Annotated in this window: 21 protein-coding genes; 10 read left to right on the plus strand and 11 right to left on the minus strand. The window is 65.6% G+C overall.

Features of this window, described 5'->3' with window-relative positions:
* Positions 1-23: 23 nt before the first annotated feature.
* The 7 genes from HDG39_RS14605 to mpl all read right to left on the minus strand — a co-directional run bounded on the left by HDG39_RS14605 (position 24) and on the right by mpl (position 8,537).
* A complete protein-coding gene (locus tag HDG39_RS14605; RefSeq protein ID WP_184006558.1) occupies positions 24-1,139 on the minus strand; it encodes a 2-dehydro-3-deoxygalactonokinase in 1,116 nt (371 codons plus the stop codon).
* Positions 1,136-2,164, minus strand: coding sequence for an IclR family transcriptional regulator (locus tag HDG39_RS14610; RefSeq protein ID WP_184006559.1), 1,029 nt, complete (start codon positions 2,162-2,164; stop codon positions 1,136-1,138). Before HDG39_RS14610 ends, HDG39_RS14605 begins: the two co-directional genes overlap by 4 nt.
* Before the next feature lie 369 nt (positions 2,165-2,533).
* Positions 2,534-3,268, minus strand: a complete 735-nt coding sequence (gene mtgA / locus HDG39_RS14615) for a monofunctional biosynthetic peptidoglycan transglycosylase (protein WP_184006560.1) — start codon at positions 3,266-3,268, stop codon at positions 2,534-2,536.
* A gap of 25 nt (positions 3,269-3,293) precedes the next feature.
* Positions 3,294-4,157 (minus strand): shikimate dehydrogenase, encoded by an 864-nt coding sequence (aroE, locus tag HDG39_RS14620; RefSeq protein ID WP_184006561.1) that lies wholly within the window; start codon positions 4,155-4,157, stop codon positions 3,294-3,296.
* Positions 4,154-6,316: a ribonuclease catalytic domain-containing protein gene (locus HDG39_RS14625; RefSeq protein WP_184006562.1), complete on the minus strand. Its 2,163-nt coding sequence runs from the start codon at positions 6,314-6,316 to the stop codon at positions 4,154-4,156. The genes aroE and HDG39_RS14625 overlap by 4 nt, the downstream gene beginning before the upstream one ends.
* A 215-nt stretch (positions 6,317-6,531) precedes the next feature.
* The gene (locus HDG39_RS14630; RefSeq protein ID WP_184006563.1) at positions 6,532-7,146 is read right to left on the minus strand and encodes a YqiA/YcfP family alpha/beta fold hydrolase; all 615 of its coding nucleotides are present in this window, start codon (positions 7,144-7,146) and stop codon (positions 6,532-6,534) included.
* Positions 7,143-8,537: a UDP-N-acetylmuramate:L-alanyl-gamma-D-glutamyl-meso-diaminopimelate ligase gene (gene mpl, locus HDG39_RS14635; RefSeq protein ID WP_184006564.1), complete on the minus strand. Its 1,395-nt coding sequence runs from the start codon at positions 8,535-8,537 to the stop codon at positions 7,143-7,145. Before mpl ends, HDG39_RS14630 begins: the two co-directional genes overlap by 4 nt.
* Before the next feature lie 189 nt (positions 8,538-8,726).
* Between mpl and HDG39_RS14640 the strand changes: the two genes are divergently transcribed.
* From HDG39_RS14640 to HDG39_RS14685, 10 genes are all read left to right on the plus strand, one after another.
* A complete protein-coding gene (locus HDG39_RS14640) occupies positions 8,727-9,377 on the plus strand; it encodes a UDP-N-acetylmuramate--alanine ligase (RefSeq protein WP_184006565.1) in 651 nt (216 codons plus the stop codon).
* A gap of 19 nt (positions 9,378-9,396) precedes the next feature.
* On the plus strand, positions 9,397-9,957 hold the full coding sequence (locus HDG39_RS14645; RefSeq protein WP_184006566.1) for a TlpA family protein disulfide reductase: 561 nt from the start codon (positions 9,397-9,399) through the stop codon (positions 9,955-9,957).
* Positions 9,958-10,163: 206 nt separating this feature from the next.
* Entirely contained in the window at positions 10,164-10,619 is a 456-nt protein-coding gene (gene aroQ / locus HDG39_RS14650) for a type II 3-dehydroquinate dehydratase (protein ID WP_184006567.1), read from the plus strand.
* A 78-nt stretch (positions 10,620-10,697) separates the two neighbouring features.
* Positions 10,698-11,171, plus strand: coding sequence for an acetyl-CoA carboxylase biotin carboxyl carrier protein (accB, locus tag HDG39_RS14655; protein WP_090801903.1), 474 nt, complete (start codon positions 10,698-10,700; stop codon positions 11,169-11,171).
* A gap of 116 nt (positions 11,172-11,287) precedes the next feature.
* Positions 11,288-12,652, plus strand: a complete 1,365-nt coding sequence (gene accC / locus HDG39_RS14660; protein ID WP_184006568.1) for an acetyl-CoA carboxylase biotin carboxylase subunit — start codon at positions 11,288-11,290, stop codon at positions 12,650-12,652.
* A gap of 3 nt (positions 12,653-12,655) precedes the next feature.
* Positions 12,656-13,558: a 50S ribosomal protein L11 methyltransferase gene (prmA, locus tag HDG39_RS14665; protein WP_184006569.1), complete on the plus strand. Its 903-nt coding sequence runs from the start codon at positions 12,656-12,658 to the stop codon at positions 13,556-13,558.
* Between the two features lie 47 nt (positions 13,559-13,605).
* Positions 13,606-14,988 carry a zinc-ribbon and DUF3426 domain-containing protein gene (locus tag HDG39_RS14670; RefSeq protein WP_184006570.1) on the plus strand — a complete coding sequence of 461 codons (1,383 nt, stop codon included), beginning with the start codon at positions 13,606-13,608 and terminating at the stop codon, positions 14,986-14,988.
* A gap of 72 nt (positions 14,989-15,060) precedes the next feature.
* Positions 15,061-15,561, plus strand: coding sequence for a thiol peroxidase (tpx, locus tag HDG39_RS14675; protein ID WP_184006571.1), 501 nt, complete (start codon positions 15,061-15,063; stop codon positions 15,559-15,561).
* A 93-nt stretch (positions 15,562-15,654) separates the two neighbouring features.
* On the plus strand, positions 15,655-16,593 hold the full coding sequence (locus tag HDG39_RS14680; protein ID WP_184006572.1) for a carbohydrate kinase family protein: 939 nt from the start codon (positions 15,655-15,657) through the stop codon (positions 16,591-16,593).
* 25 nt (positions 16,594-16,618) lie between these two features.
* Positions 16,619-17,095 carry an outer membrane lipoprotein gene (locus HDG39_RS14685; protein WP_184006573.1) on the plus strand — a complete coding sequence of 159 codons (477 nt, stop codon included), beginning with the start codon at positions 16,619-16,621 and terminating at the stop codon, positions 17,093-17,095.
* 224 nt (positions 17,096-17,319) lie between these two features.
* On the opposite strand, the gene HDG39_RS14690 is transcribed toward HDG39_RS14685, so the two are convergent.
* From HDG39_RS14690 to HDG39_RS14705, 4 genes are all read right to left on the minus strand, one after another.
* Positions 17,320-17,949: a histone H1-like DNA-binding protein gene (locus tag HDG39_RS14690; RefSeq protein ID WP_184006574.1), complete on the minus strand. Its 630-nt coding sequence runs from the start codon at positions 17,947-17,949 to the stop codon at positions 17,320-17,322.
* Between the two features lie 29 nt (positions 17,950-17,978).
* A complete protein-coding gene (locus HDG39_RS14695; RefSeq protein ID WP_084754174.1) occupies positions 17,979-18,296 on the minus strand; it encodes a hypothetical protein in 318 nt (105 codons plus the stop codon).
* A gap of 87 nt (positions 18,297-18,383) precedes the next feature.
* Entirely contained in the window at positions 18,384-19,619 is a 1,236-nt protein-coding gene (locus tag HDG39_RS14700) for a ribonucleotide-diphosphate reductase subunit beta (RefSeq protein ID WP_018421854.1), read from the minus strand.
* Positions 19,620-20,204: 585 nt separating this feature from the next.
* Entirely contained in the window at positions 20,205-23,228 is a 3,024-nt protein-coding gene (locus HDG39_RS14705; RefSeq protein WP_184006575.1) for a ribonucleoside-diphosphate reductase subunit alpha, read from the minus strand.
* Positions 23,229-23,539: the final 311 nt, after the last annotated feature.

Below are 23,539 nucleotides of genomic sequence, written 5' to 3' on the forward strand. Positions count from 1 at the left end.
GTCGTAAAGGGCTCTGCGGCCGGTCAGCCTGCGCGCGCCGCCTGGGCGGACGGCCGGACGAGCCCCGCTTCGACGGCGACGCGCCACAGGCCGCGTTCGGTTGCATGCCTGACCGGCTCCGCGCGCAGACAGCCGAATTGCGCGAGCGCGAGGCGGTAGCGATCGCACAGCGCGTCGTTACCGATCAGCCGCAGACTCTGCTGCGCGAGCGAGCTGTCTTGCTGCGCGAGTACCGCTTCGAGGCCGGCGAGTTCGTGCCCGATCAGCAGGCCCGACAGATAGTCGGGCTGTGCCTCGCTCGACAGCGCGCCGGTCAAGCCGAGCGTGCGCGTGCTGAACACGGTCGCGAGCACACCTGCCTGGCCCTTCTCGCGCGCGATGTTCACGCCGCGCAGAAATGCTTCGGTATCCGGGCGTTCGGGCGTGACCATCGTGCGGCCGAGAATGGTGTGCTCGCGCAGCGCGGCGAACACCTCGCCGGTCATGAACGTATGAAAGCGCTCGATGCGCTCCGCCTGCACGACCGCCCATTTCGCGTGCGTGCCGGGCAGGCCGATCAGCGAGCGGGCGTTGTTGTCGACCGGGTTCGCGTCGTGCGCGCCGTCCGCGTCCGCGCTGAGCGCGCCGAAAATCTGCGTCTCCTCGCCGCGCATCACGTTCGGCAGCTCGCCGCGTTGCAGCACGCCCGGCACGATATGCAGCGTCGCGCCGCGCGCGGTCTGCACGCGGACGATACCGGCCACCAGCGCATCGGCGTTCGCGGGTGTCTCGACATACGGCGCTTCGAGCCAGCCCTGCGCGCTGCCGACCATCCCCGCCGCGATCACCGGCACGTCGCGCGCATGGTCGAGCCATGCGCCGCAGGCGTCGTCGAACGCGGCGTCGAAGCCGCCCTCGGCCGCGCTACGCGGCAGATTCATGATGCCGGCCGTCGTTGCACGCGTCGCCAGCACGTGACCGTGCGCGTCGTACAGATAGGCGCGTAGCGACGTCGTGCCCCAATCGAGCGCGATCAACGCGGCGTGCGTGAAATCGACGGCGGCGGTATCGGCGGCGGCGGTCGCGTCCGGCTTCACGCCCGTGTCGGGCGCGGCGGCCGCCCGGTGGTCCGCCAGTGTGGCGGTGCCCGCTTGTTTCATCGCTTGATCCTGCGCGTGGCGGGTTGCGGTGCGCGCCAACCGAGTTCTTCCGATATCGCGCGCGCCTCGCGCTGCACGACCGGAATCAGCTCGTCCATCCGTTCGAGCGACATATAGGGAATCGTGCTCGCCACCGACAACGCCGCGACGATCGCGCCCGACGCATCGCGCACCGGCGCCGCGACGCAACGGATCGCCGCTTCGTTCTCTTCGAGATCGAACGTGTAGCCGCCGGCCGCGTAGTTCGTCATGCGCTGCAGGAAGGTCGGCGCGTCGGGGCGGTTGTCGGGCTTGAAGCTGACGCCCGCGAGCGCGCGGCGCGACGCGTCGAACAGCGACTGCCATGCGTCCGGCGCGAGGTCGAGCATCATCGCCTTGCCGATGCCGGTCGACGCGAGCGGCATCCGATGACCGACGCGCGAGCGCATTTCGAGGCCGCGCGTGCCGGGGATCTTGTCGATGTACAGCACGTCGTCGCCGTCGCGCACGCCGAGGTGGATCGTGTCGAGCGTCTGCTCGGCCAGCGACTCGAGGTGCGGACGCGCGACGGCCGTCAGCGGCATCTGTTCGAGCGCGATCGTGCCGAGCTCGATCAGCTTCGGCCCGAGCAGATAGCCGCCCTGCACCTGGCGCAGATAGCGCGCCTGCACGAGGCTGCTGACGAGCCGGTGCGTGGTGCTGCGGGTCGTGCCGAGCGCGGCGCCGAAGCTGCGCAGGTCGCGCACGCCGGCCGCGGCCGCTTCGAGAATCGCCAGGCCGCGCAACAGTGTCTGCGTGCCGGCCTGCTGCGGCGTGATTTCCAGCAGCGTGACCGGCAGCCCGAGTCCGTCGACGGTCGCCGCGCGCGCCACCGGGCGCGACGCCCTCGCGGTAGCGGACGCACCGGCGGCGACATTGGCGGTGACGGCTGAAGCCTCGCGCGGCGCGGAATTGGGCGCGGGATTCGACGCGCTGTTCGGCCCGCCGTTCGACCCCTGCGCGGCCTCGGCCGCGCTCGCGGCGTGAGTGGGCATCGCTTTGTTCATGGCGATTCGCTTTCGGATGGTTTCTGCGCTTAGCGCGCGGGGCCGGAGAACAGGGCGGGAATGCGTGCGGCGCCGCGCTCGCGCGGCTGCTGTGGTTGGCTGCCAGACATGGTCGGTCTCGTCTCCGGTTTTTTTCTGTCGCTGTTCGCTGTTTCGGCGCGCTGGGGCGCCGAGTCGCGATGCATGTTGGCTTGGATTGTAGGGCGACTTTTGAGAATCACCAATATGTGAATGTTGAGTCCATATAGTGAGATTTTAGTGGGCGATCGAGTGTTTAGCGAACTGTCGCGGTCGCGGTCGCGGTCTGTTGACGCAAAAAAGCCCGCGCGAGGCGGGCTTCGAAGCAGGACAACGGGACCGAGGGCTCTTTCAATCCGGCAATTCAGCCGCGCCCATCCGCCGCGCAATCACGCGCGCGCGTTGCGTGAGATACGCCGAATTCCTGTGTTCATCGAAATACCTGGGGCGCGGCAGCATCACCGCGAGCCGCGCGGACTGTGCGGCCGTGAGCTTGCTCGCCGAGGTCTTGAAGTAGTATTGCGCAGCCGCCTCGGCGCCGTACACGCCGTTGCCCCATTCGACCGAGTTCAGATAGATCTCGAAGATGCGCTGCTTGTCCATCAGCGTTTCGAGCATCCACGTGATGATCAGCTCCTGGCCCTTGCGGATATAGCTTTTCTCGCGCGACAGAAACAGGTTGCGCGCAAGCTGCTGCGAGATCGTCGAGCCGCCGCGCACGATCCGGCCTTGCGCCTTGTTGCGCTCCCACGCCTGCAGGATCGCGTCGGTTTCGTAGCCTTTGTTATTAACGAAGTTCGCGTCCTCGGACGCGATGATCGCGCGCTTCAGGTTGCGCGAAATCTGATCGTACGGCACCCATGTTCGCTGCACCGACAGATCCGGCCGGTCCTGCGACAGACGCCATGCGTCCGAGCGCATGAACGCGGTCGAGCGCGGATTGACGACGTTCCAGATTGCGATCTGCGCGAAGTAGTACGCCTGCGTCGCGATCCAGGCGATGGCCACGACCGCGGTCACCCAGGCGAGCCAGCGCAGCGGGCCCGACCGGCCGCGCGAACCGCTGGCGCGCCGCGTCGCTGTCATGGTACGTGCTATCCGCGCGCCGACGTTACGCGGGCGACGGCGCCGTCAGCAGCGCGCGCAATTCGGCGAGCACCGGCGCACTGTCCGGACGCACGCCGCGCCACACATAGAACGATTTGGCGGCCTGCTCGACCAGCATGCCGAGTCCGTCGGCGCCGCGCGCGCCGAGTTTCGCCGCGTGCTGCATGAAGATGGTCGGATGCGCGCCGTACATCATGTCGTAGGCGAGCGTGCCGTTGCCGAATGCGCGATCGTCGCATTCGGGCAGCGACGCATCGAGGCTGCCCGCGGTCGCGTTGACGATCACGTCGTACTGGCCCGCTTCGATCGCGCGGGCGCTGCCGCCGGTCAGACGGCAGTGCGCGTCGCTTGCAGCCTGCGCGAACTGGTCGACCAGCGCTTCGGCCTTCTGCGCCGTGCGATTGACGATCGTCAGCGTATGCGGTGCGCGCTCGAGCATCGGCAGCACGACACCGCGCGCGGCCCCGCCCGCGCCGAGCAGCAGGATGCGCGCGCCCTTCAGCGACACGCCGAGATTCACCTCGATGTCGCGCACGAGGCCGACGCCATCAGTGTTGTCGCCGTAGATGCCGTCGGCGTCGACCCGCAGCGTGTTCACCGCGCCGGCCGCCGCCGCACGCGGCGACAGCGTGTTCGCGAATGCATGCGCGTCGAGCTTGAACGGCACCGTCACGTTCAGGCCGCGTCCGCCCGCTTCGATGAACGCGCGCACGTGCGGCACGAACGCGTCGACCGGCGCGAGCAGATGACCGTACTCGACCGGCTCGCCGGTTTGCGCGGCGAAGCGGCCGTGGATGAACGGCGACTTGCTATGCCCGACCGGGTTGCCGATGACCGCGTAGCGATCGCGCGTCTGGTTGCCGCTCATCGTCCCGGCTCCGTGATGTGCTGGTCCTTGTCGGCGGTGTTCGGGGCATCGCTGCCGTCGCCGGTCGCCGCGGATTCGTCGGTGCTGGGGTTGTCGTTGGGATTGCCGCCGTCGGCTTCGGCTTCCGCTTCAGCTTCAGCTTCGGCTTCGGCTTCGGCTTCGGCTTCGCTTTCGGCGCTGTCGTCCGATGCGTCGAGCAACTCTTCCTCGCCCTCGTCCTCGCCTTCTTCGGCTTCGGCGCCGCTCGTCACGGTCGGCGCATCGAGCACGTGCAACAGACGCACCGACGCTTCGATCGTCAGTTCATCGATCGACATGACTTCCATCTGCAAACGCGTGCCGCGCGCATGCACGCCGAGGCCCGGCACGTGCAGCAGCAGCGGAATTTCCTCGAGACGCACGAGATCGCCCTTCACGACCGACGCGACCACCTGCTTGCGGTTTTCCTGCGTGAGCCAGCGCAGACACCAGAAGTACTCCATGCGGCGCTGATAGTCGGCGTACGCGGTGTAGGTGTCGTCGAAGCCTTGCACGACCGCGAACAGATCGGCGTCCTTCGGCTTGAACGGCGCGGCGAGCTTGGCGGTCACGCCATGCTGCACGCACGCGATCAGCTGCCACTGGTTCACGAGGTCGACGTAGCGGCGCAGCGGCGACGTGCTCCATGCGTACTGCGTGACGCCGAGACCTTCGTGCGGCGCGGCGTTGGTCTGCATGCGCGTGCGCTTCGGGCCGCTCGGCGCGCCGAACGCGCGCTGCGTGCGATAGATGCCCGGCACGCCGTGATCGTGCAGGAACCCGCCCCACGACGAGTTCGCGAGAATCGCCAGCTCGGCGACGATCGTGTCGAGCGGCGAGCCGCGCCGGCGCGGCGTAATCGTGATGTGCTCGCCGTCGACGTAGAAATTGAAGTCGGTATTGCGCTGCACTTCGCGGCGCAGGCCGTAGCCGGCGCGCGCGGTCTGGCGCTTTTCGAACAGCGCTTGCGCGAACGGCCACAGCACGGCGATATCGTCCTTGTGCGGATACTCGCCGGTGCCCTCGGCGAGCGCCTCCTCGGTGACGATTTCGTCGAGCGTGTTGTGGCGCAGATTGTTCTTCACGAACACGCGCTCGGCTCGCGTTTCGCTCGCAACGATCTCCTGCGTCTCGCGATTGACGATCACGTACAGCGACAGCGCCGGCCGATACCCGCCCTCGGCAAGCGTGAAGGTGTCGACGACGTTGTCGGGCAGCATCGTGATCTTGTCGCCGGGCATGTAGACCGTCGACAAACGTGCGCGCGCAATCGCATCGACGTCGTCGCCACGCTGGATGCCGAGCGCCGGCGCGGCGATGTGCACGCCGATGCGCACACGGCCGTCGGCCAGATGCTCGACCGAGAACGCGTCGTCGATTTCGGTCGTGGTGATGTCGTCGATCGAGAACGCTTCGACGTCCGCCTGCGGCAGATCGTCGGGCACGTTCGCGGCCGCGACGGACGGGAAGCCGGTGCCGTGCGGGAAGAATTCGGACAGGAACTTCGCTTCGTGCAGCGCGCGAGGCGACGCGATCGCGCCGCATTCGAGCATCAGCCGCGCCTGCGAGATGCCGCGCGCGGCCGCGGCGCCTTCGAGCGCCTTGTACTCGATGGTGTTCTTGTCGGGCTTCGTCAAGAGCGCGAGCCCCTTGCCGCCCGCGAACGCTTCAGGCAGACGGCCTGCCTTCAGCTCTTCCTCGTACTGCGCCTGCACGAGCGCCTGCTGACGCTTGCGCTCGAGGCCCGCGAGCGCCAACTTCAGTTGCTCCTGCGGCGCGCGCTGGTACATGCCGCGGCCCTTGCGGCGGAAGTACACCGGCGAACCGTGCATGCGCAGCACCAGCGCCGCGCGCTCGATTGCGCCAAAGCTCGCGCCGAAGTACTCGGCGCCGAGCGTCGCGAACGGGAATTCATCGTCCGGCGCGCATTCCCACAGGAAGTCCAGATCGATCTCCTCCGCCAACGCGTCGGCCTGCTGCATCAGTTCGGCCGCGGAGGGCTTCTCGAACTCGATCAGCACATCCTTCGCGCGCACCTTCGCGCGCCGCCCGCCCGGCAACTCGACCTGAAACGCGTCGCCCTGGCGCGACAGCACGCTGCCGGCCTTGAAACTGCCCGATTCCTCGAAGAAAACGTTCACTCAATACTCTCGTTCTGACTTGCGTCTGCCGTCGCGCCCGACGCCCTGTGGCGATCGATCACTGCATGCGCGGCACGGCAACCTGTTCGTGATAGTGAATCCGCGGCGCGCACTGCGCGTGCCAGCGGGTTGAATCTTGCGACCAGCGGTGGCGGTCGGTGTGTCTTTCGAATTGACGTCCTGGCAAGGTTCGGTGCCGCCGCCCTTGCGTGCCGTCAGGCCGCCGCGCGCGGCGCCGGCGGCTCGACATGTTCGGCGTCGCAAAAGGCCAGCACGTCGTCGAGATACTGCGCGAACTCGCTGATCGCATGGTCGCTGCCCTCGATCAGCGTGGTGCGCGTGCCCGGATAGTGCGCGAGCATTTCGCGGTAGTCGAGCACTTCGTCGCCGGTGGCTGCCATTAAATAATAACGTTCGGGCCGCGTGATCGACGCCACGCCGAGCGCGCGCAACTCATCCAGATGATGCCGCTCGACGACGATGCTGCCGCCACCGTGCCACAACGGCTGCTCGCCGAGATACGCGCTCAGGTCGCGCTGCGGCACGACCGCCGGGTTCAGCAGCACGGCCGGCCAGCCGTGTTTCTCGGCCAGATGGGTAGCGAAGTAGCCGCCGAGCGAACTGCCGATCACGGTCGCCTGCCGCGCATCGCCCTTCGCGCGTGCGTCGGCGACCAGCGATTCGGCGAGCGCCACGGTTTCGAACGGCGAAACCGGCAGCATCGGGCAGCACCACTCGTCGGCGCGGCCCAGCTCGGCGAGACGCGCCGCGAGCAGGCGCGCCTTGAACGAATTCGGCGACGAACGGAAACCGTGCAGATACAGAATCACGACGCGCCTCGCGTCGAAAGACCGTCGAGCAGCTTCTGATGCACGCCGCCGAAGCCGCCGTTGCTCATCACCAGAATCTGGTCGCCGGGGCGCGCCGCGTGGACGACCGCCTTCACGAGCGCCTCGAGGTTGTCGAACGCCTGCGCCTTGCCGTCGAGCGGCGCGAGCGCTTCGCCGAGGTTCCAGCCGAGCGCGTCGCGCCCGCTCGGTGCGCCGTAGCCGAACACGAGGTCGGCGTCGGCGAGGCTCGCCGGCAGTTGCGCCTTCATCACGCCGAGCTTCATCGTGTTCGAGCGCGGTTCCAGCACCGCAAGAATTCGCGTGTTGTCGCGGCCGACCCGCGCGCGCAGGCCGGCCACCGTCGTCTCGATCGCGGTGGGGTGATGCGCGAAGTCGTCGAACACGGTCACACCGTCGACGCTGCCACGCACTTCCATGCGGCGCTTCACGTTGCGAAAGCCGGACAGCGACTTCGCGGCCTGCGCGGGCGGCACGCCGACATGGCGCGCGGCGGCGATCGCGGCGAGCGCGTTCATGCGGTTATGCTCGCCCTGCACCTGCCAGTCGACCACGCCGACGCGCGCGCCGTTGTGATAGACGGCGAAGCGTTCGTCGACGGGCACGCCCTGCTCCGCCGCCTGGATCTCCCAGCCGCCCTGGACGCCGAAGCGCTCGACCTCGCTCCAGCAGCCGCGCGTCAGTACGCGCTCGAGCGCGTCCTCGCGGCCGTTCGTGACGACGCGGCCCAAGCGCGGCACCGTGCGGATCAGATGATGGAACTGCGTTTCGATCGCGGCAAGATCAGGGAAGATGTCGGCGTGATCGAATTCGAGATTGTTCAGCACCGCCGTTTTCGGGCGGTAATGGACGAACTTCGAGCGTTTGTCGAAGAATGCGGTGTCGTATTCGTCGGCTTCGATCACGAAGAAGCTCGAATCGGTGAGCCGCGCCGACACGCCGAAATTCAGCGGCACACCGCCGATCAGGAAGCCGGGGTTCAGGCCCGCGTCTTCGAGCAGCCAGGTCAGCATCGAGCTCGTGGTGGTCTTGCCGTGCGTGCCGGCCACGGCCAGCACCCATTTGCCGTTCAGCACGTGCTCGCCGAGCCACTGCGGACCGGACACGTATGGCAGGCCGCGGTCCAGAATCGCTTCCATCAGCGGGTTGCCGCGCGTGACCACGTTGCCGATCACGAATAGATCCGCGTTCAGGCCGTTCAGTTGGTCCGCGTCATAACCCTCGATCAGACCGATGCCTTGCGCCTCGAGCTGCGAGCTCATCGGCGGATAGACGCCGGCGTCGCAGCCGGTCACCGTGTGGCCCGCATTGCGCGCGAGCACCGCGAGTCCGCCCATGAAGGTGCCGCAGATGCCGAGGATGTGGATGTGCATAAGCCTGTCGTGCCGCGGGGGCGTTTCTTGCGAGGGATGAGAGAGCCACAGGACGGTCGGAACGACCGTCTGTAAAGGACGCCTATTGTAACCGACGCGACGCGCGCTGCCCCCTGCCGGCCACGCCCGGCGCCGCCCCGTGCGGGCCGCCGAACCGCGTCGCCAGGCCCGATCGAGTATCATGCAAGCATGGTCCGCAAATCACATTTCGATCCGCAGCGCGTGCGCGAGGAAATCGCGATCGCGGCTGCACGCCTGATTGCCGAAGACGGTCTTGACTACGCCAGCGCGAAGCGCAAGGCGGCCCGGCAGGTCGTCGGCGAAACCCGTGTTGCCGGCGAATGGCTGCCGGATAACGATCAGATCGAAGAAGAAATCCGTGAATATCAGTCGCTGTTCCAGGGCGACAGCCAGCCGGCGCTGCTGCGGCGGCTGCGTATGATCGCGGTCGACTGGATGGAGCGGCTCGCGCCGTTCAATCCGTATCTAACGGGCGCGGTGCTTGGCGGCACGGCCGGCGAGCATTCGGATGTGCATCTGCAGGTGTTTTGCGACAACCCGAAGGAAGTCGCGATCTACATGCTCAATGCGAACATCCAGTACGACGTGTCGGAAACGCGCCATTTCGCGGGCCGTGGCTACGTTGAAACGCTGAGCTTTCTGTGGCGCCCCGCGGGCGAGCGCAACGCCGAGCCGGTCGGCATCCACGTCGCGCTGTACGAAACCGACGATCTGCGTGGCGCGGTACGCGCCGACGCGCGCGGCCGCACGGCGCGGGCCAATTTGCCGGCGGTGCAGGCGCTGCTCGACGGCGACGAAGTGCCGTCCTTCACCAATTGATCAGACAGACCGGAGCACGATGAACACGAGACGTATGCTGGCGGGCGCGGTCGTCGCGCTGATTGCCGCGGGCGGCGGCGTGCTGGCCAATCATTGGCTCAATCGCGGTACCGACGTCGCGTACGCGGCGCAGGCCGGCTCGCAGCCCGACGCCCATGCGAGTCCCGTGCAGCAACTGTGGACCGCGCCGGTCACGAACGTCGACGGCAAGCCGCAGTCGCTCAGCCTGCTCAAGGGCCACCCGATCGTCGTCAACTTTTGGGCGTCGTGGTGCGCTCCGTGCGTCGAGGAAATGCCGGCGCTGTCGCAGATCCAGCGCGAGTACGCGAAGAAAGGCATCCAGTTCGTCGGCCTCGGCGTCGACTCGGAAAAGAACATCCAGACCTTTCTGCAGAAGGTCAAGGTCGCGTACCCCGTCTACGTGACCGGCTTCGGCGGCGCCGACCTCGCGCGCGCGTTCGGCAACAATGCGGGCGGTTTGCCGTTTACCGTCGTGATCGACGCAAAAGGCAACATCCGCTCGACAAAATTGGGCCAGATCGACCCGACAGCGCTGCGCCAGACGCTCGACGCGCTGTAAATCTCCCATTTCCCACGCTGCGCTTTTGGCATGCGATTCCGTGCAGAACGAGCAAAAATACGCGGATAATCCCCGATTTTGAGTGAAGTTGGACCCAAGGCTGCGCCGCGGCCCGCGCCGGCCGTCGCCGCGTACGCGCGCGAAACTAGACAAGTTTCTCTAATCAGCGCTAAAGTGCGCGCAATTCCACGGAAAAAGAAGCGACCATGACGCGACTGCTGGTACTGCACGGGCCCAACCTCAATCTTCTCGGCACCCGGGAACCCGAGGTCTACGGTCGCGTGACCCTGCCGCAGATCGATCAGGCGCTCGCGGACCGCGCAGCCGACACTGGCGTCGAGCTCGCGTCATTCCAGAGCAATCACGAAGGCGCGCTGGTCGACCGTATTCAGGCGGCCCGCACCGAGCAAACCGATTTCATCCTGATCAATCCCGCCGCGTACACGCACACGAGCGTGGCCATCCGGGACGCACTGGCGGGGGTCGGCATCCCGTTCGTCGAGATTCATCTGTCGAACGTGCATCGCCGCGAACCGTTCCGGCATCACTCGTATTTCTCCGACCAGGCTGAGGGCGTCATCTGCGGCCTCGGCTGGAAGGGGTATCTGTACGCGCTCGAATTCGCGCTCGACCGGCTCGCGGCCGGGTCGTCGCGCGGCTGAATCCAAACACGTCCAATTTGAGCCGGCTACTGCGACTTGCACACGCCGGCACACTACGCATTGAAAAGGGGCAACCTGATGGATCTACGTAAACTCAAAACTCTGATCGACCTCGTCTCGGAGTCCGGTATTTCCGAACTCGAAGTGACCGAGGGCGAAGGCAAGGTCCGCATCGTCAAGAATGCGCCGCCGGTTTACGTCCAACCGTCCGCCTCATACGCCGTACCGCAATTCGCACAACCGGCACCGTTCGGCGCTGTCGAAGCACCGGCAGCCCCCGCGGGCGCTCCGGCCACGCCGGCCGCCGCCGCACCGCAGGGTCACGTCGTCACCTCGCCGATGGTCGGCACGTTCTACCGCGCGCCGTCGCCGGGCGCCGATCCGTTCGTGCAGGTCGGCGACACGGTCAAGGAAGGCCAGACCATCTGCATCATCGAAGCGATGAAGCTGCTCAACGAGATCGAGTCGGACAAGTCCGGCGTGGTCAAGGAAATCCTCGTCGAAAACGGCCAGGCGGTCGAGTACGGCCAACCGCTGTTCGTGGTCGGCTAACGCGGCACGCACTATCCGCCGCCCGCGCGCCGCTCATCCCCAGGCGCGCGACCGATCCTCTGCGGCAGCCGGCGTCGTGACCGACCCGGCGCCCATTGATGAGTCGAAAACCCGCTATGTTTGAAAAAATCCTCATTGCCAATCGTGGCGAGATCGCGCTTCGAATCCAGCGCGCCTGCCGCGAGCTCGGCGTCAAGACGGTCGTCGTCTATTCGGAAGCCGACAAGGAAGCCAAGTACGTGAAGCTCGCCGACGAGGCGGTCTGCATCGGCCCGGCACCGTCGAATCTGAGCTATCTGAACATGCCCGCGCTGATCAGCGCGGCCGAAGTCACCGACGCCGAAGCGATCCACCCCGGCTACGGCTTCCTGTCGGAGAACGCCGACTTCGCCGAGCGCGTCGAGCAGTCCGGCTTTACCTTCATCGGCCCGCGTCCGGAAACGATCCGCATGATGGGTGACAAGGTCACCGCGAAGCAGACCATGATCAAAACCGGCGTGCCGTGCGTGCCGGGTTCGGAAGGCGCCCTGCCCGACGATCCGAAGGAGATCGTGAAGATCGCCCGCCAGATCGGTTACCCGGTCATCATCAAGGCGGCGGGAGGCGGCGGCGGCCGCGGCATGCGAGTGGTCCACACGGAAGCGGCGCTCGTCAACGCGGTCATCATGACCCGCGAGGAAGCCGGCCGCGCGTTCGGCAACCCGCAGGTCTACATGGAGAAATTCCTCGAGAACCCGCGGCACATCGAAATCCAGGTGCTGGCCGACTCGTTCAAGAACGCCGTGTGGCTCGGCGAGCGCGACTGCTCGATGCAGCGCCGTCACCAGAAGGTGATCGAGGAAGCGCCGGCGCCGGGCATCGCGCGTCGTCTGATCGACCGCATCGGCGATCGTTGCGCGGACGCGTGCAAGAAGATGGGCTATCTCGGCGCGGGCACCTTCGAGTTCCTGTATGAAAACGGCGAGTTCTACTTCATCGAGATGAACACGCGCGTACAGGTCGAGCATCCGGTGACCGAACTGATCACCGGTGTCGACATCGTGCAGGAACAGATCCGCATCGCGGCCGGCGAGAAGCTCACGTTCCGTCAGCGCGACATCCAGTTCCGCGGCCATGCGATCGAATGCCGGATCAACGCCGAAGATCCGTTCAAGTTCACGCCGTCACCGGGACGCCTGACCTCTTGGCACATGCCGGGCGGTCCCGGCATCCGCGTCGATTCGCACGCCTACAATGGTTATTTCGTGCCGCCGAACTACGATTCGATGATCGGCAAGCTGATCGCTTACGGCGCCACGCGCGAACAGGCGATCATGCGGATGCGCATCGCGCTGTCGGAAATGGTGGTCGAAGGTATTCAGACCAACATCCCGCTGCACCGTGAGCTGATGCTCGATGCGAAGTTCGTCGAAGGCGGCACCAGCATCCACTACCTCGAAAACCGGCTGGCCGCGCGTCAGCAGGTCGCGGAAGAAGCGTAAGTCATGAGCTATCGGGAACTGGTTGCCGAACTGGCGCGCGAGCACGCGGAGGAGTTGTCCGACGCGCTGCTCGAGCTGGGCGCGCTGTCGGTGTCGGTCGAAGACGCCGACGCCGACACGCCCGACGAGCAGCCGCTGTTCGGCGAGCCCGGCCTCACGCCGGATCGCACGGCATGGCAGCATTCGCGTGTGATCGCGCTGCTCGCGCCGGAACACGATCCGGCCGTGCTGCTAACCGCCGCGGCCAACGAGATCGGACTCGATGCCGCGCCAGCATATACCGTGCGCGAGGTCGAGGAGCAGGACTGGGTGCGGCTCACGCAGTCGCAGTTCGATCCGATCCAGATCGGCGAGCGCATCTGGGTCGTGCCGTCGTGGCACGATGCGCCGGACCCCGCCGCGCTCGTGCTCGAACTCGATCCGGGCCTCGCGTTCGGCACCGGCAGCCACCCCACCACGCGTCTGTGCATGGAGTGGATCGAGCAGTCGATCAAGCCCGGCCAGTCCGTGCTCGACTACGGCTGCGGCTCGGGCATCCTCGCGATTCTCGCGAAGAAGTGCGGCGCCGATCCGGTGATCGGCATCGATATCGATCCGCAGGCGGTCGAATCGGCGCGTCACAATAGCGAACGCAATCACGCCGAAGTCACCTATGGCCTGCCCGACGCCTGTCCGGCCGGCGAATTCGACGTCGTGGTCGCGAACATCCTGTCGAATCCGCTCAAGCTGATGGCGTCGATGCTGTCGTCGAAGGTGAAGCCGGGCGGCCACATCGCGCTGTCGGGCATTCTCGCCCGCCAGGCCGAGGAGGTCGCGCAGGTCTACGCGCGCTGGATCGATATCAGCGTGTGGCGCGAACATGAAGGTTGGGTGTGCCTCGCCGGAACGCGCCGCGAAAGCAATTAGAATAAGGCGTATTGTCAACCTAACGGCCTCAGGCTCAACGGCTCGATATGCACCTGGCGACGCGTTGCCCCTTCTGCGAAACTGTCTTCCTTCTGCAACCGGCGCAGCTTGCGCAGCGCCGCGGCCTCGTGCGGTGCGGGCATTGCCAGGAAGTCTTCGACGCGTCGAGCAGTCTGTTCGACGTCTCCGAAGGCGGCGATTTTTCCACGGCCAAACCGGTTGCCGCCGCGGCGGCAATCGAAGCGCTGTCGGGTGTGCGGCAACCCAACCCCGACTTCAGCGGGGTCGCGTGGGACCCGTGGGCGCCGGCTTCGGAACAAGACTCCACCAGCATTTCCCGCAGCACGCTCGATGCCCGTTTGCGCGACCACGTGAGCAGCGTGCCGCTCGCGCCGCTGCCGCCTGGCGGCAACGAGCACGCCCCCGTCACATCGGGCACTCCTCGCCAGGCGACCGAACCGGAATTGCGCGCCGGCGCTTTCACGGCACCGCTACCCGCGGACGATGAGCCGACGCTGGCCGACGCGCCGCTCGAACCCTTCGCCTATCCCGCCGACAACGCGGTCGATGAAGCGCCTGTCGTCCCGCCCACCGCGCCTGCTCCACCACCGCGAGTCGAAGACGAAGCGCCGCGCGTCTGGCACAAGATCGAACGCCCCGAGCCGTCCACGCTCGATGAACCGGCGCTGCGCGAATCTGCAAGTCTGCATGGCATGCCCGACAACGAGCCGCGCTTCGGCCCGGTCGGTGGGGGCGTGGCCGGCTTCGGCGCCGCCGCAGGCATGGGTGCCGCAGGTGCCTCGGGCGCCGGCGGTCCCGGCGGCCCGCGCCCGCCGGGCGGTCCGTCGGCCGCCCCATCGAGCGGCGAGCCGTTCTCGGTCAATCCTCCCGTCGGCGATGGCGACGATCCGTTCCCGGTCGTGCGCGAAACCCGCCCGGTGGACGCCGGACGCGTCGGCTGGATCGTCGCCGGTGTGGTGCTCGCCGCGCTGCTCGTCATTGCGCTGCTCGCGCAACTCGCGTGGTGGCAACGCGAGACCGTGATGGTCAACCTGCCGCGCTCGCAGATCCTGTATGCGCAGGCCTGCGCGCATCTCGGCTGTCAGCTGACGCCGCCGCACGACCTCGAAGGCCTGCTGGTCGAGCCCTCCGATCTGCGGCAGATCGACGGCCCGCACAAGCTCGAGCTTAAGATGCCGCTGCACAACCGCCTGAACATCGCGCTCGCCTACCCCGCGATCGAACTCACGCTGCTCGACGATCAGAACAACGTCGCCGTGCGGCGCGTGCTGTGGCCGCAGGATTACGTGCCGCCCGGCACCGTGATCGCGTCCGGCCTGCCCGCGCACGCGACGCAGACGATGATCGTGCACCTCGACACCGGCACCGCGATCGCCTCCAATTTTCGCGTACAGATTTTTTATCCGTAACGCACCCTCGCGCGCCCGCTCCCGAGCGGGCGCATCATTGTCATAACTGACGCCCTTTTCGGAGCACAACACATGAGTCAAGTCACGCTGGGTGGCAACCCGATCGAAGTAAGCGGCACGTTCCCGTCGGTCGGCCAGCAGGCCTCCGCGTTCTCGCTGATCGGCCGAGACCTGAAGCCGCTGACGCTCGCCGACTTCGCCGGCAAGCGCAAGGTGCTCAACATCGTCCCGAGTCTCGACACGCCGACTTGCGCGACGTCGACGCGCAAGTTCAACGAAGCCGCTGCGAAGCTCAGCAACACGGCCGTGATCGTCGTGTCGGGCGACCTGCCGTTCGCGGCGTCGCGCTTCTGCACGACCGAGGGCATCGAGAACGTGGTGACCGCGTCGACGTTCCGCGGCCATGAGTTCGCGCAAGCGTACGGCGTCGACGTGACGAGCGGTCCGCTGACAGGCCTGACCGCGCGCGCGGTCGTCGTGCTCGACGAAAACGACAAGGTCGTGCACGCCGAGCTGGTCGGCGAGATCAAGAACGAGCCGAACTACGACGCAGCGCTCGCCGCGCTGAAGTAAGCCCTCTCGCGCGCGAACGACGGCGCCGCGCCTCGCGCGGCGCCGTCGGCGCGACGCGTCTCTTCCCAACGCTTTCATACAGGAACGCTCGCCTTGGCTACGCTCATCTGCGGCTCGCTCGCGTACGACAACATCATGACTTTCGAAGGCCGCTTTCGGGAGCACATCCTGCCGGAGCAGGTCCACATCCTGAACATAAGCTTTCTCGTGCCGACCATGCGTCGCGAGTTCGGCGGCTGCGCGGGCAACATCGCCTATGCGCTGAATCTGCTCGGCGGCGACGCGCGCATCATGGGCGCGATCGGCGCCGTCGACGCGCAGCTCTATCTGGACCGGCTCGCGCAGCTCGGCCTGTCGACGGAAAACGTGCTCGTCGTGCCCGACACCTACTCGGCGCAAGCAATGATCACGACCGACCTCGAGAACAACCAGATCACCGCTTTCCATCCGGGCGCGATGATGCAGTCGCATCAGAACCGCGCCGACGAAGTGGAGGGCCTGACGCTCGGCATCGTCGCGCCGGACGGCTATGACGGCATGGTCCAGCACTCCGAACAGCTTGCCGCCGCAGGCGTGCCGTTCATCTTCGATCCGGGCCAGGGCTTGCCGCTGTTCGACGGCGAGACGCTGCGGCGCATCATTGAACTTGCTACCTATGTAGCGGTCAACGACTACGAAGCCGCGTTGGTGAGCAACAAGACCGGCTGGTCGATCGAACAGATCGCCGGCAAGGTCGACGCGCTGATCATCACGCTCGGCGAGAAGGGTGCGCAGATCCATCACGGCGGCGGTATCGAAGAGATTCCGGCGGTCACGGCCAGGCAGGTGCTCGATCCCACCGGCTGCGGCGACGCGTTTCGCGGCGGCTTGCTCTACGGTATCGAGAAGGGTCTCGGCTGGGCCACGACCGGCCGTCTCGCCAGCCTGATGGGCGCACTGAAGATCGAGCATCAAGGCCCGCAAAACTACGCGCCCAGCCGGGCGGAAATCAACGAGCGGTTCAAGCAGGCCTTCGGATACGACCTGCACTGATATCGCGTGCTATGGGAGTTTGGGAATGAGAACATCGAGTCGCCTGATCGTCGTCACCTTGATCGCCGGTTCGCTGGCCATGTCGGGGTGTGCGGTCAACAGCAGCTCTCCCGACGTTTTCACCGCCTCGCAGGCGCAGCGTGAACAGACGGTTCGCATGGCCACGGTGGAGAGCGTGCGCGCGGTGCGGATCAGCACCAACGACGGTCAGCCGATCGGCATCGGCGCACTCGGTGGCGCGGCGCTCGGCGCGCTCGCAGGCAGCACGATCGGCGGCGGACGTGGCTCGGTCGCGACGGGTATCGTCGGCGGCATCGGCGGTGCGGTCGCCGGCAATGCAATCGAAAACCGCGTCGCCATGCGCGACGGTATCGAAATCACCGTGCGCCTCGACAACGGCGACATGCGCGCCGTCACCCAAACTGCTACCGGCGAAATCTTCCGCGCCGGCGATCGCGTGAGGCTGCTGTCGAGCGGCGGCGTCACGCGCGTCACACACTAAGCGCACCTCCCGCGCGGCGGCGCGTAGTTCAGCGCCGCGACGACGACTTCACACGCTTGGGTCCTCACGGGTCCATGCGTGTTTTTTCTTTTCGGGACGACGGGCAAAAAAAACCCGCCACCGGCACACCGGTAACGGGTCATTGACCGGGTGGTGCTCGCAAAACATCGAGCACGACCCGGTCATCCGACACATCGTACGACGTGTCGACCTAATGCTACTGCTTACGGACGGCTGCCCGTCGGGAACGGCCATGCCGCTGCCGGGTTCAGCGCGGTCTTCACCGTCGCCGCCGGTGCGCTCGAGACAGCAGGCGCAGCGGGAGCAGGCGCGGCCTTCTTGGCGACAGCCTTCTTCGCAGGGGCAGCCTTCTTCGCAGGCGCAGCGGCCTTCTTCGCGGCAGCCTTCTTGGCAGGTGCAGCTTTCTTGGCTGCAGCCTTTTTGGCAGGCGCCGCCTTCTTGGCAGCGGTCTTCTTCGCCGCGACCTTCTTCGCCGGTGCTGCCTTCTTCGCTGCGGCCTTCTTCGCCGGTGCGGCCTTCTTCGCTGCGACCTTCTTCGCTGCGGCTTTCTTCGCCGGTGCTGCCTTCTTCGCCGCGACCTTCTTGGCCGCAACCTTCTTGGCCGCAACCTTCTTCGCAGCGACCTTCTTCACTGCGGCTTTCTTCGCCGGTGCGGCCTTCTTCGCCGCGACCTTCTTCGCTGCAACCTTCTTCGCGGCGACCTTCTTCACTGCGACCTTCTTCGCGGCGACCTTCTTGGCCGGAGCAGCCTTCTTAGCCGGAGCAGCAGCCTTCTTGGCCGCGGTCTTCTTTGCTGCGGGCTTCTTGGCCGCGGCTTTCTTTGCAGTTGCCATCATTTTCTCCTTCAGGTTTTCAGATGAGGTCAGTTCAAACTACACCCTTCGTCAAAACCCGCTTCCCGCGGACGCTTCTCAGGGCGCGCGCTACGAAGCGGGCTATTCATCGGCGTACGCAGATGCGGCGCGCTTACGCTAATGAATGCGGTAAGGCGCGCCGTGCCCGAAGGCACCGCGCGCCAAATCTGGTCGGCGTCGCAAGGCGACGCCGGCAATTGCTTGATCGGGCCGCCGGCGACGACGCCAGCGGCTTTTTCCGGGGGGAAGTTTGCCCATCCCACTGAAGGGTCCGCAAAGTGCCTGTCATGTTTGTGGGCCGTCAAGGCACCGGGCACGCTTTGCATCAGGCCGTTCTGCTCCTAACCCGGGGCGCCGCGGCCACAGGCGGCGGCATCCCCATCAATGAATACATCCGCGATACGAATCCCGGCTTACTCCCAGGAAAGCGCACCGCCAGTCTGATATTCGATCACTCGCGTCTCGAAGAAATTGCGTTCCTTCTTCAGATCGATCATCTCGCTCATCCACGGGAACGGGTTTTCCTCGTTCGGGTAGAGCGGATCGAGACCGATCTGCTGGCAACGGCGGTTGCAGATGAAGCGCAGATAGCTCTTGAACATCGACGCGTTGAGGCCGAGCACGCCGCGCGGCATCGTATCTTCGGCGTAGCGGTATTCGAGCTCGACCGCCTGCTGGAAGATCGCGCGAATTTCGGCGCGGAACTCAGCTGTCCACAGGTGCGGGTTTTCCAGTTTGATTTGGTTGATCAGATCGATGCCGAAGTTGCAGTGCATCGACTCGTCGCGCAGGATGTACTGGTACTGTTCCGCCGCGCCGGTCATCTTGTTCTGGCGGCCGAGCGCCAGGATTTGCGTAAAGCCGACGTAGAAGAACAGGCCTTCCATCACACAGGCGAACACGATCAGCGAGCGCAGCAGCGTCTGGTCTGCTTCGAGCGTACCGGTCTTGAAGGCCGGGTCGGTCAGCACGTGGATGTACGGAATCAGGAATTCGTCTTTCGCGCGGATCGACGGAACCTCGTGATACGCGTTGAAGATTTCGCCCTCGTCGAGACCGAGCGACTCGACGATGTACTGGTAAGCGTGCGTGTGGATCGCCTCTTCGAACGCCTGGCGCAGCAGGAACTGGCGGCATTCGGGCGCCGTGATGTGGCGGTAGGTGCCCAGCACGATGTTGTTGGCGGCGAGGGAATCTGCCGTCACGAAGAAGCCGAGGTTGCGCTTGACGACGCGGCGCTCGTCTTCGGTCAGCCCGTTCGGGTCTTTCCACAGGGCGATGTCGCGCGACATGTTCACTTCCTGCGGCATCCAGTGGTTGGCGCAACCCGCCAGATACTTTTCCCAGGCCCACTTGTACTTGAACGGCACCAGCTGATTGACGTCGGTCTGGCCGTTGATGATGCGCTTGTCGGCGACATTGACGCGCGCTTCGGAAGCGGCCGCCGCGTTGCCAGCCGCGTTGCCAACATGAGCGACGGGAGCGACAGCGATGTCGTTCGCGAAGACTTCTTGAGCGAAGGGAGCATGCGAAGCGGAACGCGTTCCGATTTGCGAACCCACAGCCGACCCCGCAGCGTTGCGCAACACGTTCGGTTGCGTCGCGCTCGAGGGAGTTACGGCAGTGATCTCGTCATCCCAGTTGAGCATAAATGTCACCATCAATTTAGAACGGTTTGTACCATCTTTTCACGAGCGATAAAAGAGCTCACTCGCGAAAATTCCTGTTTTCGATTCGCGTTGCTACGTTCATACAACACTTTGTTCGACATGCTGCGTGTGACCCATCCAGTGACGCATCGAGTGACGCGCGATGAACGCGTGTTGAACATGTGTTGCCGAGGTCCTTCGCGAACTCGAAGAGCAACGTTTCGACACGACGTTTCGTTGCTCTATCTATATGTATTGCGCAGTGCGTTCACGGCATCCGCCGACTGATCGATGGATTGATCGATGCCGCACGAGCCGCGCATCGCGAGAGTCGGCGGTGAGCCGTGCTGAGCATGTTGCGTCAGCGTTGGCGGTCGAGCTGCGATGCCGCGTCGAGCGATCGTCTGGTGTTGCCAACGGCTGGGTTGCTTCACTGCATCGAAGAGCGGTGAGACTCCGATACTGCTCACCGCTCGTCGACCTGCGTCTACTTCATCGACGGGGCGCGTCGCTCACCGCCTGCGGATCACCATCTACGACCCTCGCGTGCAGTTAGCAAGCATCGCTCCCGCTGCTTGCCAATCTTTACTGGCAAGCCTCGCACTCGTCGAAGCCAGGATCGCCCGGACGCATCATGCAGACCGGACCATCCGCTTCGGGTGCCGCCTCGACTGCGACCGCGGCAGTCGCTGCAACCGTTGCCGCTGCCTGGAAGCCGCCGCCCACACCACCCGCCGCGCCACCGCCCACGCCGAAGCCGCCTGCCGCGCCGCCTGCGCCACCCGAGCCGTCATGACCCGAGCTCACCGCGTTCAGCGCGCCGTGCGCGACCGTCGACTTCTCGACGTGCGTCGCCGCCATCGTGCGCAGGTAGTAGGTGGTCTTCAGACCGCGCAGCCATGCGAGCTTGTAGATCTCGTCGAGCTTCTTGCCCGATGCGCCCGCCATGTAGATGTTCAGCGACTGCGCCTGGTCGATCCACTTCTGACGCCGCGAGGCCGACTCGACGAGCCATACCGGATCGACTTCGAACGCGGTCGCGTAGATCGCGCGCAGGTCGGCCGGGATGCGGTCGATGCGCGACAGCGTGCCGTCGAAGTACTTCAGGTCGGCGACCATCACTTCGTCCCACAGGCCGCGCGCCTTCAGGTCGCGCACCAGGTAGTCGTTGACCACCGTGAACTCGCCCGACAGGTTCGACTTCACGTACAGGTTCTGATAGGTCGGCTCGATGCACGCCGACACGCCGATGATGTTCGAGATCGTCGCGGTCGGCGCGATCGCCACGCAGTTCGAGTTGCGCATGCCGTAGGTCGAGATGCGCGAGCGCAGCGCGGGCCAGTCCATCGACTCGCTCGAATCGACCTCGACATAACCGCCGCGCGCTTCGGCGAGCAGCGCCACCGAATCCTGCGGGAGGATGCCGCGATCCCACAGCGAACCGCGGTAGCTCGAGTAGCGGCCGCGCTCTTCGGCGAGTTCGGTCGACGCGTAGTACGCGTAGTAGCAAACCGCTTCCATCGAGCGATCGGCGAACTCGACCGCTTCCTGCGACGCGTACGGCGTGCGCAGCACGTGCAGGCAGTCCTGGAAGCCCATGATGCCGAGACCGACCGGACGGTGCTTCAGGTTCGAGTTACGCGCCTTGGCGACCGCGTAGTAGTTGATGTCGATCACGTTGTCGAGCATGCGCATCGCGACGCTGATCGTGCGCTTCAGCTTGTCGTGGTCGAGCGCGAGCGTGCCGTCGGCCTGTTCCTTCAGGTGCGCGACGAGGTTCACCGAGCCGAGGTTACAGACGGCGATTTCGGCGTCGCTCGTGTTCAGCGTGATTTCCGTGCACAGGTTCGACGAATGGACGACGCCGACGTGCTGCTGCGGCGAGCGCACGTTGCACGGATCCTTGAACGTGATCCACGGATGGCCGGTTTCGAACAGCATGCCCAGCATCTTGCGCCACAGTTGCGCCGCCGGGATCTTCTTGAACAGCTTGATCTCGCCGCGCGCGACCTTGCCTTCGTAAGCCGTGTAAGCCGCTTCGAACTGGGCGCCGAACTTGTCGTGCAGGTCCGGGCAGGTGGACGGCGAGAACAGCGTCCAGTCGCCGCCTTCCATCACGCGCTTCATGAACAGGTCGGGAATCCAGTTCGCGGTGTTCATGTCGTGCGTGCGACGACGGTCGTCGCCGGTGTTCTTGCGCAGCTCGAGGAATTCCTCGATGTCGAGGTGCCACGATTCGAGGTACGCGCACACCGCGCCCTTGCGCTTGCCGCCCTGGTTCACGGCGACCGCCGTGTCGTTGACGACCTTCAGGAAGGGCACCACGCCCTGCGACTTGCCGTTAGTGCCCTTGATGTGCGAGCCGAGCGCGCGCACACGCGTCCAGTCGTTGCCGAGGCCGCCGGCGAACTTCGACAGCAGCGCGTTTTCCTTCAGCGCTTCGTAGATGCCGTCGAGGTCGTCGTCGACCGTGGTCAGGTAGCAAGACGACAGCTGCGAGCGGCGCGTGCCGGAGTTGAACAGCGTCGGCGTCGAACTCATGAAGTCGAAGCTCGACAGCACGTTGTAGAACTCGATCGCGCGCGCTTCGCGGTCGATCTCGTTCAGCGACAGACCCATCGCGACACGCATAAAGAATGCCTGGGGCATTTCGATACGCACGTTGTCGTGATGCAGGAAGTAACGGTCGTACAGCGTCTGCAGACCGAGGTAGCCGAACTGCAGGTCGCGGTTCGCGTCGAGCGCGGACCCGAGGCGCTTCAGGTCGAACTGCAGCAGCTTGTCGTCGAGCAGCTCGGCTTGCACGCCGCGCTTGATGAACTGCGGGAAGTACTCGGCGTAGCGCTCGTCCATCTCGGCTTGCGTGACTTCCTCTTCGAGAATCTCGCGGCGGATCGTATGCAGCAGGATGCGCGCGGTGACCTGGCTGTAGGCCGGGTCCTTTTCGATCATCGTACGGGCAGCGAGGATCGCCGAGTCGTACACCTGGCTCATCGGCACGCCGTCGTACAGGTTCTTCACCGTTTCCGCCACGATCGGCTCGGCGCTTACCGCGTCGCCGAGGTTCGCGCACGCGGACTCGATGATGCCGCGCAGCGCAGCCATGTCCAGCGGACGCGTGATGCCGTTGTCGGTCACGTTCAGGCCCGGGGTGCTGGCGCTTTCCGCTGTCTGACCTTCAAGAGCGTCATGCGCGCGCGCCTGGTTGCGCTTCTCGCGATACAGCACGTAAGCACGCGCGACGTTGTGTTCGCCGCCGCGCATCAGCGCGAGTTCGACCTGATCCTGAATGTCTTCGATATGGAACGTGCCGCCATTCGGACGGCTGCGCACCAGCGCGCGCACCACGTTCTGCGTGAGTTGCTCGACCAGTTCGCGCACCCGTGCCGACGCCGCGCCCTGACCACCGTTGACGGCGAGGAACGCCTTCGTCACGGCGATCGCGATTTTCGACGGCTCGAACGACACCACGCTGCCGTTGCGGCGGATCACCTTGTAGTCGGCGTAATTCGCTTGCGGCGCGAGCGCCTGCGCGCCTTGGGTCTGGCCGAAGGCCTGGCCAGTCGGTGAGCCCTCGTAACGGGTCGTCACGTTGTCGGTGGTTTGCATGTGCAAAGCTCCTGGTCTTGGAAATATTGCGGCGAGTGCCGCGGATTAAATCGAACGCCGCGCCGCCGCGTGCGCGTGCGATGAGGTGCAGGAAGGCCGGCTACGCCGGTTGGCGGGATGCAACTGCGAGGAAGCCTGGTTCGATTTGATGACGGTCTTCATCGGGTCGGTCGCGATCACTGGCTGGTCCTTTCCGAATGCTTCTGGATGCGGCCGGAGGTCCCCTACCGGCTGCGCCCCAGGAATTTTTTCGCTGTCTGGAATGCTTGCGGTGCCATGCTCGGGGAGCGGGACGCCGCAGACTTATCCAC

It is taken from the genome of Paraburkholderia lebeckiae, assembly GCF_014201005.1.
In the GTDB taxonomy this organism is placed as follows: Bacteria; Pseudomonadota; Gammaproteobacteria; order Burkholderiales; family Burkholderiaceae; genus Paraburkholderia; species Paraburkholderia tuberum.

What these genes read in the sequence shown, in the direction of transcription:
- HDG39_RS14605 (WP_184006558.1), bottom strand. Translation starts at nt 1,139, where the DNA reads ATGAAACAAGCGGGCACCGCCACACTGGCGGACCACCGGGCGGCCGCC.
- HDG39_RS14610 (WP_184006559.1), bottom strand. Translation starts at nt 2,164, where the DNA reads ATGAACAAAGCGATGCCCACTCACGCCGCGAGCGCGGCCGAGGCCGCG.
- mtgA (WP_184006560.1), bottom strand. Translation starts at nt 3,268, where the DNA reads ATGACAGCGACGCGGCGCGCCAGCGGTTCGCGCGGCCGGTCGGGCCCG.
- aroE (WP_184006561.1), bottom strand. Translation starts at nt 4,157, where the DNA reads ATGAGCGGCAACCAGACGCGCGATCGCTACGCGGTCATCGGCAACCCG.
- mpl (WP_184006564.1), bottom strand. Translation starts at nt 8,537, where the DNA reads ATGCACATCCACATCCTCGGCATCTGCGGCACCTTCATGGGCGGACTC.
- HDG39_RS14640 (WP_184006565.1), top strand. Translation starts at nt 8,727, where the DNA reads ATGGTCCGCAAATCACATTTCGATCCGCAGCGCGTGCGCGAGGAAATC.
- HDG39_RS14645 (WP_184006566.1), top strand. Translation starts at nt 9,397, where the DNA reads ATGAACACGAGACGTATGCTGGCGGGCGCGGTCGTCGCGCTGATTGCC.
- aroQ (WP_184006567.1), top strand. Translation starts at nt 10,164, where the DNA reads ATGACGCGACTGCTGGTACTGCACGGGCCCAACCTCAATCTTCTCGGC.
- accB (WP_090801903.1), top strand. Translation starts at nt 10,698, where the DNA reads ATGGATCTACGTAAACTCAAAACTCTGATCGACCTCGTCTCGGAGTCC.
- accC (WP_184006568.1), top strand. Translation starts at nt 11,288, where the DNA reads ATGTTTGAAAAAATCCTCATTGCCAATCGTGGCGAGATCGCGCTTCGA.
- prmA (WP_184006569.1), top strand. Translation starts at nt 12,656, where the DNA reads ATGAGCTATCGGGAACTGGTTGCCGAACTGGCGCGCGAGCACGCGGAG.
- HDG39_RS14670 (WP_184006570.1), top strand. Translation starts at nt 13,606, where the DNA reads ATGCACCTGGCGACGCGTTGCCCCTTCTGCGAAACTGTCTTCCTTCTG.
- tpx (WP_184006571.1), top strand. Translation starts at nt 15,061, where the DNA reads ATGAGTCAAGTCACGCTGGGTGGCAACCCGATCGAAGTAAGCGGCACG.
- HDG39_RS14685 (WP_184006573.1), top strand. Translation starts at nt 16,619, where the DNA reads ATGAGAACATCGAGTCGCCTGATCGTCGTCACCTTGATCGCCGGTTCG.
- HDG39_RS14690 (WP_184006574.1), bottom strand. Translation starts at nt 17,949, where the DNA reads ATGGCAACTGCAAAGAAAGCCGCGGCCAAGAAGCCCGCAGCAAAGAAG.
- HDG39_RS14695 (WP_084754174.1), bottom strand. Translation starts at nt 18,296, where the DNA reads ATGCAAAGCGTGCCCGGTGCCTTGACGGCCCACAAACATGACAGGCAC.
- HDG39_RS14700 (WP_018421854.1), bottom strand. Translation starts at nt 19,619, where the DNA reads ATGCTCAACTGGGATGACGAGATCACTGCCGTAACTCCCTCGAGCGCG.
- HDG39_RS14705 (WP_184006575.1), bottom strand. Translation starts at nt 23,228, where the DNA reads ATGCAAACCACCGACAACGTGACGACCCGTTACGAGGGCTCACCGACT.